Annotated in this window: 14 protein-coding genes; all 14 read right to left on the bottom strand. The window is 34.9% G+C overall.

Annotated elements, in window-relative coordinates; all coding sequences use genetic code 11:
- Position 1 precedes the first annotated feature (1 nt).
- A complete protein-coding gene (glmU, locus tag K6112_04595) occupies positions 2-1,354 on the bottom strand; it encodes a bifunctional UDP-N-acetylglucosamine diphosphorylase/glucosamine-1-phosphate N-acetyltransferase GlmU (GenBank protein QZP17308.1) in 1,353 nt (450 codons plus the stop codon).
- Between the two features lie 74 nt (positions 1,355-1,428).
- Positions 1,429-1,848, bottom strand: a complete 420-nt coding sequence (locus tag K6112_04600; protein ID QZP17309.1) for a F0F1 ATP synthase subunit epsilon — start codon at positions 1,846-1,848, stop codon at positions 1,429-1,431.
- A gap of 12 nt (positions 1,849-1,860) precedes the next feature.
- A complete protein-coding gene (gene atpD, locus K6112_04605; protein QZP17310.1) occupies positions 1,861-3,288 on the bottom strand; it encodes a F0F1 ATP synthase subunit beta in 1,428 nt (475 codons plus the stop codon).
- A gap of 43 nt (positions 3,289-3,331) precedes the next feature.
- The gene (atpG, locus tag K6112_04610; protein QZP17311.1) at positions 3,332-4,198 is read right to left on the bottom strand and encodes a F0F1 ATP synthase subunit gamma; all 867 of its coding nucleotides are present in this window, start codon (positions 4,196-4,198) and stop codon (positions 3,332-3,334) included.
- Positions 4,199-4,212: 14 nt separating this feature from the next.
- Positions 4,213-5,754 carry a F0F1 ATP synthase subunit alpha gene (gene atpA / locus K6112_04615; protein QZP17312.1) on the bottom strand — a complete coding sequence of 514 codons (1,542 nt, stop codon included), beginning with the start codon at positions 5,752-5,754 and terminating at the stop codon, positions 4,213-4,215.
- Positions 5,755-5,770: 16 nt separating this feature from the next.
- The gene (locus K6112_04620) at positions 5,771-6,307 is read right to left on the bottom strand and encodes a F0F1 ATP synthase subunit delta (GenBank protein ID QZP17313.1); all 537 of its coding nucleotides are present in this window, start codon (positions 6,305-6,307) and stop codon (positions 5,771-5,773) included.
- A gap of 6 nt (positions 6,308-6,313) precedes the next feature.
- Complete coding sequence (locus tag K6112_04625) at positions 6,314-6,784, bottom strand: F0F1 ATP synthase subunit B (GenBank protein ID QZP17314.1); 471 nt, start codon at positions 6,782-6,784, stop codon at positions 6,314-6,316.
- Between the two features lie 39 nt (positions 6,785-6,823).
- The gene (atpE, locus tag K6112_04630) at positions 6,824-7,096 is read right to left on the bottom strand and encodes a F0F1 ATP synthase subunit C (protein ID QZP17315.1); all 273 of its coding nucleotides are present in this window, start codon (positions 7,094-7,096) and stop codon (positions 6,824-6,826) included.
- Positions 7,097-7,124: 28 nt separating this feature from the next.
- Positions 7,125-7,931: a F0F1 ATP synthase subunit A gene (gene atpB / locus K6112_04635; protein ID QZP17316.1), complete on the bottom strand. Its 807-nt coding sequence runs from the start codon at positions 7,929-7,931 to the stop codon at positions 7,125-7,127.
- Between the two features lie 17 nt (positions 7,932-7,948).
- Complete coding sequence (locus K6112_04640) at positions 7,949-8,329, bottom strand: hypothetical protein (GenBank protein QZP17317.1); 381 nt, start codon at positions 8,327-8,329, stop codon at positions 7,949-7,951.
- Positions 8,330-8,468: 139 nt separating this feature from the next.
- Positions 8,469-9,311: a ParB/RepB/Spo0J family partition protein gene (locus K6112_04645; protein ID QZP18488.1), complete on the bottom strand. Its 843-nt coding sequence runs from the start codon at positions 9,309-9,311 to the stop codon at positions 8,469-8,471.
- Positions 9,308-10,069 carry an AAA family ATPase gene (locus K6112_04650; GenBank protein QZP17318.1) on the bottom strand — a complete coding sequence of 254 codons (762 nt, stop codon included), beginning with the start codon at positions 10,067-10,069 and terminating at the stop codon, positions 9,308-9,310. The genes K6112_04645 and K6112_04650 overlap by 4 nt, the downstream gene beginning before the upstream one ends.
- On the bottom strand, positions 10,066-10,683 hold the full coding sequence (gene rsmG / locus K6112_04655) for a 16S rRNA (guanine(527)-N(7))-methyltransferase RsmG (GenBank protein QZP17319.1): 618 nt from the start codon (positions 10,681-10,683) through the stop codon (positions 10,066-10,068). Before rsmG ends, K6112_04650 begins: the two co-directional genes overlap by 4 nt.
- Positions 10,676-12,580 carry a tRNA uridine-5-carboxymethylaminomethyl(34) synthesis enzyme MnmG gene (mnmG, locus tag K6112_04660; protein QZP17320.1) on the bottom strand — a complete coding sequence of 635 codons (1,905 nt, stop codon included), beginning with the start codon at positions 12,578-12,580 and terminating at the stop codon, positions 10,676-10,678. Before mnmG ends, rsmG begins: the two co-directional genes overlap by 8 nt.
- Positions 12,581-12,686 lie beyond the last annotated feature (106 nt).

Genomic DNA, 12,686 nt, shown 5'->3' on the forward strand with positions numbered 1-12,686 from the left:
TTTATTTCTTCTTTGGCCTTTCCCAGCTTGGGATGCTTGTTTGTTTTGATCTTGCGAGAGATAACTGATTTGCTGGAGTATCTTTAGTAATTGTTGAACCAGCTCCTATCGTTGAACCCGCACTTATTGTAAGTGGTGCAACCAATTGTGAATTTGAACCAATAAAAACATCATCTTCGATGATAGTTTTGTGCTTATTTACACCATCATAATTACATGTAATACAACCCGCACCAATATTTACATTTTCACCTACTTCACTATCACCGACATAGCTTAAATGATTTACTTTACTCCCTGACCCTACTATTGAATTTTTTATTTCGACAAAATTCCCAATATTTACATTATTCTTCGTCTTAGCACCAGGCCTTAATCTTGCGTAAGGACCTACATTATTATTCATACCAATTTCTGATGTATCAATATGCGAATAAGGTTTTATATTAGAGTTATCTAAAATATTACTGTCTTTAACGTGGGAATAAGCACCTACTTTTACATTATTTCCAAGCTTTACTTCACCTTCAAATATACAACCCACATCAATTTCAACATCCGACCCACAAACCAGCGATCCTCTTATTTCAGTTCGCGAGGGATCGATTATAGTTACCCCTTGCTCAAGCAACTTCTCATTCTTTTTTTGCTTCATTTTTTTTTCCATAGCAATTAATTCAGCTTTAGAGTTTATGCCTAAAATTGTACTTTCATTTTTCGCTTCATGAGTCACAATTTTAGTATTATCTTTTTTTGCTAAAGCTACTATATCAGTTAAATAATATTCTTTTTGAGAATTATTATTGGTGATTTGAGATAACCAATTATTTAACTTACTACTGTCAATACACATAATCCCTGTATTTATTTCTGTTATTTTTTTTTCTGTTATTGAGCAATCTTTCTCCTCTATGATTCCTTCAACCAAACCACCTGTCCTTTTAATTCTCCCGTATCCTTTGGGATTTCTTTTATCAAATGTGAGGATGCCCAAGCAATTTTCAGATACTTGTATTAATTTAGTTAAATCATTGATATTTATTAATGGTACATCTCCATAAAGAATTAAAGTTTGTGAGCCTTCCAAAAATGACGTGGTATATTTAACGGCATCACCTGTACCAAGTTGTTCTTTTTGGACAACCCAATTGATATCTTCTTTTGAAAATTCTTGCTCAATTAATTTAGATTTATAACCTACTACTACATTTATGTTAACTGGTTTTAAATTTTTGGCTGCCTTGATGACATATTGCAATAAAGGTTGATTTGATAATTCATGCAATACTTTTGGTTTCTCGGAAAACATTCTAGTACCTTTTCCAGCAGCTAAAATAACTACACTTAGTGTCATTTGTTTTCCTTTTTTAAAGAGTATAAACAAAAAAAACAGCCTATAGCTGCTTTTTTAATTTTACAATTTAATTATTATTTTTTTCTAAGCTTAGCAATGGCTTGAATTTGAGCAACTGCTTCTGCTAATTCTGCTTCAGCTAGAGCAAAATCAATATCACTACCTTTTTTACTTAATGATTCCTCAGCTGCTTTCTTTGCTGCCTTGGCTTTTGTTTCATCTAAGTCTTTTCCACGAATAGCAGTATCAGATAAGATAGTAATCTTGCCTGGTTGAACTTCTAAGATTCCACCTGAAATAAAAATCAAATCTTCATCTGATTTGTTAACCTTTTTTATGCGAACCGATCCTGCTTTCAATAATGTAATCATCGAAGCATGATTTGGGTATATTCCTACTTCGCCCATTTTTGCTGGAGCTACAACAAATTCAGCCTCTTCTGAGAGTATGGATTCTTCTGCGCTAACAACATCAATTTGAATTGTATTTGCCATTTGGTCCTTTATTTATGAAACTGTTTTTGCTTTTTCAACAGCCTCTTCAATGCTTCCAACCATGTAAAAAGCTTGCTCTGGAAGGTCGTCATATTCTCCATCCACAATCGCTTTAAAGCCTTTAATAGTATCTTTTAGAGACACATATTTACCAGGAGACCCCGTAAATACTTCCGCTACATGGAAAGGCTGTGATAAGAATCTTTGAATTTTTCTGGCACGCCCCACCGCTAACTTATCTTCAGGTGCTAGCTCGTCCATCCCTAAAATTGCAATAATATCTCTTAGTTCTTTATACTTTTGTAAAGTTGATTGGACCGCTCTAGCAACTGCATAATGTTCCTCACCAACAACTTGAGGGTCTAATTGTCTTGATGTTGAATCTAGGGGATCTACAGCTGGATAAATGCCCAACGAGGCAATATCTCTTGATAGAACAACTGTTGAATCCAAATGTTGGAAAGTAGTAGCAGGGGATGGATCTGTTAAATCATCAGCAGGGACATAAACTGCCTGAATCGATGTAATAGAACCAGTTTTTGTTGATGTAATTCTTTCTTGAAGTTTACCCATCTCATCAGCAAGTGTTGGTTGATAGCCAACAGCCGAGGGCATACGACCTAATAATGCAGAAACTTCTGTTCCTGCCAATGTGTAACGATAAATATTATCAACAAAAAATAAAACATCTCTTCCTTCATCACGAAATTTTTCTGCCATTGTAAGACCTGACAGTGCAACTCTTAGTCGGTTACCAGGAGGCTCATTCATCTGACCAAACACCATGGCAACTTTTGACTCTTTCATATTTTCTAACTGAATTACTCCAGCCTCTGCCATCTCGTGATAGAAGTCATTTCCCTCTCGTGTTCTTTCACCAACACCAGCAAAAACTGATAGGCCAGAATGTTGTTTAGCAATATTATTAATAAGCTCAAGCATATTAACTGTTTTACCAACGCCAGCACCACCAAACAAGCCAACTTTTCCTCCTTTTGCAAAAGGACACATTAAGTCAATCACTTTAATACCTGTTTCTAATAACTCAATAGATGGTGATAGATCATTAAATTCGGGTGCTTTTTGATGGATAGACCTAAATTCTTTTGAATCAATTTTACCCACCTCATCAATTGGTCTACCTAAAACATCCATAATTCTACCTAAAGTACCTTCACCGACTGGAACTTGAATCGGTGCTCCTGTAGAAGCAAATTGAGTACCTCTAGATAAGCCATCAGATGAACCCATCGCAATAGTTCTAACAACTCCGTCACCAAGTTGTTGCTGCACTTCTAAAGTTAAACCTGTTTCCGCTGTGGAGTCTTTGTCATCAATCATTAATGCATCATAAACTTTAGGAAGTTGGTCTCGTGGAAACTCCACATCAACAACAGCCCCGATACATTGAACTACTTTTCCGATTTGTTTGGTACTCATTTAATTTATCCTTACTTTATTTAATTTAAAGTTAATTTAAAATTTAAGATACAGCTGCTGCACCGCCAACTATCTCTGATATTTCTTTAGTAATTGCTGCCTGTCTTGCTTTGTTATAAACCAATGTCAATTCATCAATAACATTTCCTGCATTATCTGATGCTGCCTTCATGGCAACCATTCTTGATGATTGTTCTGAAGCCATATTCTCTGCCACCCCATGATAAATAAGTGTTTCTATATATCTTGATAACAATGCATCTATTACTAAAGTCGCATCGGGCTCATAAATATAGTCCCATGTGCTATCCGGAGTTTCACTTTTATCGCCTGAAAGTGGAAGTAACTGTTCCATATTAGGTTCTTGCTTCATGGTATTAATAAATTTTGTATAACAAATATGCAACTGATCTATCTCTCCATTTACATATCCATCAAGCATGACTTTAATTGCTCCTAAGAGGTCCTCCATATGTGGAGTATCTCCCATTCCAGAAACTTGGGATTTTATATTTGCGCCTACCCGCCCCATAAAACTAATTGCTTTTGTGCCTATAGCAGAAACCTGTACTTTCTTTCCTTGTTTTTCCCAGTCTTTAATTTGAGAGATAGAAGATCTTAAGACATTTGTATTAAGACCTCCGCAAAGACCTTTATCAGAAGTAACAACGATAAGACCTATGTTCTTAATATTGTCTCTTTCGATAATAAAAGGATGTTTATATTCTGACTGTGCATGAGATAAGTGAGCAGCAACAGACCTAATTTTTTCCGCATAGGGTCTAGCTGCTGTCATTCTATCCTGTGCTTTACGCATTTTAGAAGCAGCTACCATCTCCATCGCTTTAGTGATTTTCCGTGTATTTTCTACACTTTTAATCTTTGTCCGTATTTCCTTACTTCCTGCCATTTAAAATCCTATTTTTAATAAGTATTTGTCGCTTTAAAATCTTCGATTGCTTTTATTGCTTTCTTCTCACTATCTTCACTCAATGATAATGTGGACTCAATGTCATCTATTACCTTTTTATATTTTGAGGACATGAAACCATGTAGGGCACTTTCAAATGATAAAACTTTTTCAGTAGGAACATCGTCAAGATAGCCATTATTAGCAGCCAATAAAGTTATAGCCATATTAGATACAGATAAAGGAGCATATTGTGCTTGTTTCATAAGCTCTGTAAACATTCGGCCTCTATCTAATTGTTTTCTTGTCGCTTCGTCGAGATCTGATGCAAATTGAGCAAATGCAGCCAATTCTCTATATTGAGCTAAGGCTAATCGTACCCCTCCACCAAGTTTTTTAATTACTTTAGTTTGTGCTGCTCCACCAACTCGAGACACTGAAATACCGGCGTTTATTGCTGGTCGTATTCCCGCATTAAATAAATCACTTTCTAAGAAAATTTGACCGTCTGTAATAGAAATTACATTTGTTGGAACAAAAGCTGATACGTCACCTGCCGCAGTTTCAATGACAGGTAGGGCAGTTAATGATCCTGTTTTATCCTTAACCTTTCCTTTTGTAAATTTGTTTACATATTCAGCATTTACTCGAGCCGCTCTTTCTAATAATCTAGAATGAATGTAGAAAACATCACCAGGATAAGCTTCTCGTCCTGGAGGACGTCGGAGTAATAGCGAAATTTGACGATAAGCAATTGCTTGTTTTGTAAGATCATCATAAACAATTAATGCGTCTTCTCCTCGATCCCTATAAAACTCGCCCATTGTACAACCAGCATAAGGGGCTAAGAATTGAAGAGCTGCAGAATCAGATGCAGATGCACTTACAACTGTTGTATATTCCATTGCACCATTTTCTTCTAATTTTTTAACGACATTCATAATCGTTGAGGCTTTTTGACCAATAGCCACATAGACACATTTCATATCCTGGCCTTTTTGATTAATAATTGCGTCAACTGCTACTGCAGTTTTACCTGTCTGTCTGTCTCCAATAATTAACTCTCTTTGACCTCTCCCAATTGGTACCATTGAATCAACCGATTTAAGACCTGTCTGAACAGGCTGAGAAACTGATTGTCTATCAATAACACCTGGCGCAACTTTTTCTAATTTATCAGAAAATTTAGTTTTTATCGGACCCTTGCCATCAATCGGAACTCCAAGTGCATCAACAACGCGTCCTAAAAGCTCTGGGCCCACTGGCACTTCCAGGATTTTACCTGTACATTTACAGATATCGCCTTCAGTAATATGTTCATAATCACCCAAAACAACTGCACCAACCGAGTCTCTTTCTAAGTTTAAAGCTAGCCCAAATGTATTACCGGGAAATTCTATCATTTCACCTGACATTACATTCGACAGTCCATGTATCCGAACAATACCGTCTGTAACTGAAACAACTGTTCCCTGCGTTCTGGCTTCAGAACTTGTAGAGAAATCTTTTATTCTGTTTTTAATTAGTTCACTTATTTCTGATGTTGATAACTGCATTAAATATCTCCTAATTTTAAGCTTTTAATGTATAAGCTAAATTATCTAATTGTCCACGAACTGATGCATCAATGACGGTATCACCAACTATAATCTTGGTGCCACCAATAATGCTCTTGTTTATTTCTACCTTGCCTTCTATTTTTTTATTAAACCTTTTTTCTAAACTTTTAATTAAATCATCAACTGTTTTTTTACTTGGCTCTTCAGCCATTATTATGTGTGCCTCAACAACACCTTCATCTGCATCTTTGAGTTCTTCAAAAAATGATGCAATTTCTGGTAAAACTAATAAACGTTTATTTTCAATTAGTAATTTAATAAAGTTTTCAACACTTTTATCAATCTTATCTTTACATATTTTTAGAATGACTTTTTCTCTATCAGAATCTAAAACTTTAGAATCTGCTATGAAATCTTTTATTTGACTATCTGAAACTACATTACTGAGCAAGCTCAACATATTTGACCAATCAGATAAACTTTTATTCTCTTTGGCCAAATTAAAAATGGCAGTTGCATAAGGTCTAGCGATTGTTGAAATTTCAGCCATAGTAGCTTATAGATCCTTTGCTAATTTAGATAACATATCTGCATGCGCTTTTTTATCAATTTCTTTACTTAAAATTTTCTCGGCGCCTGCAATTGCCAAAGTAGATACTTGTGTCCTAAGATCTTCTTTTGCCCTATTAATTTCTTGATCAATTTCAGATTTAGCACTTGTTATAATTCTATCTCCTTCTTCTTTTGCAACTTTTTTTGCTGACTCAACAATTTCTGAAGCTCTTTTTTCTGCTTGGCTTACAATTTCCGCTCCTTTTTGTTTTACTTCATTAAGGCTTTCGGCATTTTTTTTTGCCGCAACTTCCAAAGAAAGCTTTCCTTCTTGAGCAGCAGCTAAACCATCAGCAATTTCCTTTTGTCTTTTTTCAATTGCATTGAGTAGCGGAGGCCAAACAAATTTAATTGTGAACCAAATTAAAATTGCAAAGGCTATTGCTTGAGCAATTAATGTAAAATTAAGATTCATCTTTTCCTCGTCTGATTAAAAATTCTATATATTAAATTATTAAGCAACTACAGCTAATAATGGATTTGCAAAAGCAAACATCATTGCTAAGCCAACGCCAATAATAAATGAAGCATCAATCAACCCTAATAACAAGAAAACCTTAACTTGAAGTTGGGGGATCATTTCAGGTTGTCTAGCAGCGCCTTCCAGAAAACTTGCGCACATGATACCAATACCTATACATGCCCCTGCAGCACCCAAACCAATAATAAGACCAATACCAATACCTGTATATGCTTGTATTAAAGCTAAAAATTCAACTGATTCCATAATTTACTTCCTTTAAAAGTTAAAAAAATTAATGCCCTTCTTGAGCCATTGCTAAATAAACTACTGTTAGCATCATAAAAATATATGCCTGTAGAACTACTATTAGTATATGAAATATCGCCCAGCCTGCTCCTAGGATAGAGCTAAAAAATATTCCAGAGACTCCTGTAGCCGCCCACAATCCTAAAAGCAAAAATATAACTTCGCCGGCATACATGTTACCAAATAATCGAAGCGAATGAGAAAGTGGTTTTGAAACATATTCAATTAAATTAAATAGAAAGTTTGCTGGCCATACCCAGATTTTAGAACCAAACGGCTCACAAAAAAATTCATGAAGCCAGCCCCCTAAACCTTTAGCTTTAATTCCAAAAAATATCATTAAGAACCATACCCCCAATGCTAATCCAAATGTTGTATTAACATCTGATGTTGGAACATGTTTCCATTCATGCAATCCGAGAAAACCATAAAATTTTGACATAACATCAATAGGTAAGAAATCCATCGCATTCATCATTAAAACCCACAAAAATACAGTGAGTGCTGCGGGGGCAACAAACGTGTGACGATTACCATGAAAAATTGCCGAAACTTGACTGTCAATAAAGCTAAAAATTAACTCTACAAAAGCTTGCGTTTTTGTTGGAACTGCTGAGGTCGCTTTACGAGCAACTAACCAAATCAAACCTATAGAAAAAAGACCAATAATAATTGCCATTACCACAGAATCAAGGTGAAGAATCATTAGATCATGGTCACTTAATGCATAGGTGTTGTTGGTTAAGTGATGGCTAATATAATCAGCTGGAGTGTTGTATGCGCTATCTGCCAATTTAGTTTATATGTCCCTTATTTAATGTCTACTTTTGATATTGCTATACCAGAAAAAATTGCTGCTATTGCTAAACCTAATATTATAAAAATTGGTACTATGGCTGTAATAAAAATAAATATGCCTGCCAAAGAAACAACTATGGTTAAAATTTTAACCAATTCACCTTTTAGAGCATCTGTAACTACTTTTGATGCAGCAACAGTGCCTTTAGCTTTATAAGCTATTGGGGCTGAAAATATTATGCCTAAGGTTACACACATTGCTCCCAATACAACCGAAATTGCCGCTGTAAAGCCTGCTATAAAAAACACAATTAAAGCTACCACTAGAACAATGATGTGAAGCTTTTTCATCATATCAAATAATTCTGATGGAATACTTTTTAGCAAAGCCATATTATGTTATTAACATTTTGATTTAGTTAAAATAAAGCTTAACGAAATAAACCTTTAAATTGTAATTGCTTTATTACTTAAATACCAAAGCTCGCAATTTTCCCTTTATTTTACTAATTCGTCAAGTTTTCTAACCCAATTATTTTAACTTGGCAATAATTCTTTCCAGCTCATCTAAATTTGAATACTTAAAATTGATTGACCCTTTACCAGATTGTCTATGGCTTATTGATATATTAATTCCAAATATGTCGGATAGCTCATTTTCCAAACGTTTAATATCATGATCTTTTGATTGCTTTGAAGTTTTTTTTGTTACTCCTTTTGAAACTTCTTTTTCAACTTCTCTGACGGTAAGTTTCTGGTTAACTATTTTTTGACACATCATCGCTTGATCTATTGGGCTTAAAGAAAGGATTGCCCTAGCGTGACCCATTTCTATTTTATTCGTCTCTAATGCATTTTGTGCATGTTCACACAAGCTTAACAATCTTAAAGTATTAGATACGGCAGCTCTAGATTTTCCCACTGCTTCAGCAGCAGCTTCATGTGTAATATTAAATTCATCAATCAAACGCTTTATACCTCTTGCCTCTTCAATAACATTCAAATCTTCACGTTGAATATTTTCAATTAAAGCCATAGCTAATGCTGTTGAATCAGATATATCTTTGACAACAACTGGGACCTCATCAAGTTTTGCAATTCTAGCTGCTTGCCATCTTCTCTCACCCGCTATAATTTCGTACTGATTATTGGACGTCATCCTCACAAGAATTGGTTGGATAATACCTTGGGCTTTTATTGATTCAGCGAGTTCTTTCAATGAGTCTTGATTAAAATTTTTCCTTGGCTGAAACTTTCCGGGTATTAGCTGGTTTAATGGCATTACGTTTGTTGTCTCTATTTTACTTGATACATTATCGCCATCATTGCTAAGCAATGCATCTAACCCTCTACCTAACCCTCTATTTTTCATTATAGTTTTCCTTTTAATATTTCTTCAGCTAAAGCTAAATATGCCTTAGCACCTTTAGATGATCTGTCATAGAACATAGCAGCTTTACCATGACTTGGAGCCTCAGCCAATCTTACATTTCTTGGAATGATAGTTTTATAAACTTTTGAACCAAAGTGCGAGGACAGTTCATCAGATACTTGCTGTGCAAGCGTATTTCTTTTATCAAATAATGTCCTTAATAACCCTTCTATTTCTATAGTGGGGTTCAATTGTTTTTTTACTCGCTTAATTGTGCCCACTAAATCTGACAGCCCTTCTAATGCATAATATTCACATTGCATGGGAATCAGGACAGCCGTTGCCGCAACTAACGCGTTAATAGTTAGTAAATTTAGTGTTGGGGGGCAATCAATTAAAATAAAATCGTAGGTTTTTTTTAATGTGCCAATTGCATTTTTTAGCATATATTCTCTGTTATCAATACCGACTAAATCTATCTCTGCACCAGCTAAATCTTGATTAGCTGGTGAGATATCAAACAAACTTTCTTTGGAGTGCAGAATCGTTCCATCTAAGGAAACCTCGCCTATTAGGACATCGTATATGGAGTTTTGGATCTGGCTTTTATTTATTCCCCCACCTGACGTTGCGTTACCCTGTGGATCGAGGTCAATTAACAATACCTTTTTATTCATGCTAACAAGGGATGCGGCTAAGTTTACTGTTGTTGTGGTTTTACCTACACCGCCTTTTTGATTTGATATTGCTATTATTTTCACGAGCTTGATACCTTAACTAAATATCTTTCAGCCTGTAAAAATGGGATATCAAGTTTTTCTAAGACCCAAGGATCATTGATATTAATCATCTCATCATCCAAAATCTTTTTACTTTTCATGCCATACCAAACTCCTTTACTTTTTATAAGGTGTTTTGTAGATTTTATAAAAACCTCCATGTTTGAAAAAGCTCTAGATATAATGCCATCATATTTTTCTTCAGAGGTTAATAATTCCACTCTTTCATGGTATGTCTCAATATTTTTAATTTCTAATTCGGCAATAATCCTTTTAATGAAAGTGATTTTTTTACCAACTTTATCTATCAAACTTACCTTAATATCTGGATTTACAATGGCAATGACTATTCCTGGTAAACCTGCACCTGTTCCAACATCTAACAGTCTTGAAGACTTAATAAAAGGAATAACCGCGAGACAATCTAAAAAATGATGTGTCACAATTTCTGTATTTTCAACTGAAGTTAAGTTAACATAATTATTCCATTTCATTAATAATTCTTTATAAATCAATAGTTTACTAATAATTTGAGGGATATTTTCAAAGCCTAATTTTTGCATTCCTTTTTCTAATTGTGCTTTATCATCAAGCAATTTTTTCTTTCCTCTTAATTGTTAGCTTATCTCTATTTTTTTTAATAAAAACTAATAAGATTGATATTGCTGAAGGTGTTATGCCAGATATCCTTGATGCCTGGTCAACTGATTCTGGTCGATGTAAATTTAGAAGTTGTCTAACCTCAGTGCTGATGCCGTGAATTTCATCAAATTTAATATCCTCTGGTATAAGTACGTTGAGTTGCCCTTTAATTCTGGCGATTTCCTCTTTTTGTCTCATGATATATCCAGAATATTTTGCTAAGATATCAATTTGATCTGCCGCATCCCGCCTTATGTTGTTATCTTCATTGAGTGATTCCATGAGATCATCGTATTTTAAATTCGGCCTTTTCAATAGATCAAATGCTTTGTATTCTTTATCGAGGTGATGACCAAACATTTTTATTTGATCATCTTTTTTTAAATCATTTGGCTTTACAACTAATTTCTTTAGTCTTTTTTCTTCATTGTTAATGATAGCCTGCTTCTCAGAGAAGTTCTGCCATTGATTATCACATACCAAGCCAACTTCTTTTGCTTTTTGTGTCAACCTTTCATCAGCGTTATCTTCTCTTAATAAAAGACGGTATTCAGCCCTGCTTGTAAACATTCTGTAAGGTTCTGTGACACCCCTTGTTATTAAGTCGTCTATCATAACGCCGATATAAGATTCTTCTCTTGATGGCGTCCAATATTTTTTGCCATCTACCCTCAAAGCCGCATTCATACCTGCTATTAGTCCTTGGGCTGCTGCCTCCTCATAGCCTGTAGTCCCATTAATTTGTCCAGCAAAAAATAAACCTTTAATATCTTTTGTCTCTAAGCTCATTTTTAGGGCGCGTGGATCGTAATAATCATACTCAATGGCATAACCCGGTCTTAAAATATGTGCATTTTCTAATCCTTTGATAGATCTTACTAAATCTATCTGGACATCAAAAGGAAGGCTTGTAGATATGCCGTTAGGGTATATTTCATTCGTTGTTAACCCTTCTGGCTCTATAAATATCTGATGAGAATCTTTATCAGCAAATCGATGAATTTTATCTTCAATTGATGGGCAATACCTTGGACCTATTCCCTCAATAACCCCGGTATACATCGGAGATCTATCAATTCCACTCTTTATAATATCGTGTGTTTTATTATTTGTATGGGTGATCCAACAAGAGATTTGTTCAGGATGTTCAATTTTTGGCGTGATAAAAGAAAAATGAGGAGTGGGACTATCTCCAGGCTGCTCTATCATTTTTGATTTATCTATAGTTTTACCATCAATTCTTGGTGGTGTCCCGGTTTTTAATCTTCCTACTGGAAGATTTAATTCTTTAAGTTTGGCTGCTAACTTTGTTGAAGATGGGTCACCTGCTCTACCTGCATTATAATTTTCTAAACCGACATGAATTAAACCCCCCAAAAAGGTACCGGCAGTTAAAACTACGTTTTTTGCGAAAAACTTCAGGCCCATCTGGGTTTCAACGCCCTTAATTTCTTGATTTTTTAAAATTACATCATCGACTGATTGTTGAAAAATCCATAAATTATCTTGATTCTCTAAACTTTTCCTTACATATGATTTATATAGTAACCGGTCTGATTGAGCTCTTGTAGCTCTAACTGCTGGTCCCTTACTTGAATTAAGTGTTCTAAACTGGATACCTGCATAATCTGCAGCTCGACCCATGATGCCTCCCATTGCATCAATCTCTTTGACTAAATGTCCTTTACCAATGCCTCCAATTGACGGATTGCATGACATTTGGCCAAGTGTTTCAATATTATGAGTTAACAAGAGGGTTTTTTTGCCCAGACGTGCAGATGCCAGCGATGCTTCAGTACCAGCATGACCGCCACCGATTACAATCACGTCAAAGTTATTAGGAAAATCCATATTTTTTTATTAAATTTTTTAGGGTTTAATTTTACTGGATTTAATTGGATATTGATATGTCGATGTTTCACGTGAAACCATTATCTCTTCTTTTTTTAAATTGTTT

This window comes from Methylophilales bacterium, from assembly GCA_019823025.1.
GTDB lineage: Bacteria > Pseudomonadota > Gammaproteobacteria > Burkholderiales > Methylophilaceae > BACL14.

Excerpts from the sequence above, each read along its gene's own strand:
- mnmG (QZP17320.1), bottom strand. The coding sequence starts at position 12,580 with ATGGATTTTCCTAATAACTTTGACGTGATTGTAATCGGTGGCGGTCAT.
- K6112_04640 (QZP17317.1), bottom strand. The coding sequence starts at position 8,329 with ATGGCTTTGCTAAAAAGTATTCCATCAGAATTATTTGATATGATGAAA.
- atpE (QZP17315.1), bottom strand. The coding sequence starts at position 7,096 with ATGGAATCAGTTGAATTTTTAGCTTTAATACAAGCATATACAGGTATT.
- atpA (QZP17312.1), bottom strand. The coding sequence starts at position 5,754 with ATGCAGTTATCAACATCAGAAATAAGTGAACTAATTAAAAACAGAATA.
- K6112_04600 (QZP17309.1), bottom strand. The coding sequence starts at position 1,848 with ATGGCAAATACAATTCAAATTGATGTTGTTAGCGCAGAAGAATCCATA.
- atpD (QZP17310.1), bottom strand. The coding sequence starts at position 3,288 with ATGAGTACCAAACAAATCGGAAAAGTAGTTCAATGTATCGGGGCTGTT.
- K6112_04620 (QZP17313.1), bottom strand. The coding sequence starts at position 6,307 with ATGGCTGAAATTTCAACAATCGCTAGACCTTATGCAACTGCCATTTTT.
- atpG (QZP17311.1), bottom strand. The coding sequence starts at position 4,198 with ATGGCAGGAAGTAAGGAAATACGGACAAAGATTAAAAGTGTAGAAAAT.
- K6112_04625 (QZP17314.1), bottom strand. The coding sequence starts at position 6,784 with ATGAATCTTAATTTTACATTAATTGCTCAAGCAATAGCCTTTGCAATT.
- glmU (QZP17308.1), bottom strand. The coding sequence starts at position 1,354 with ATGACACTAAGTGTAGTTATTTTAGCTGCTGGAAAAGGTACTAGAATG.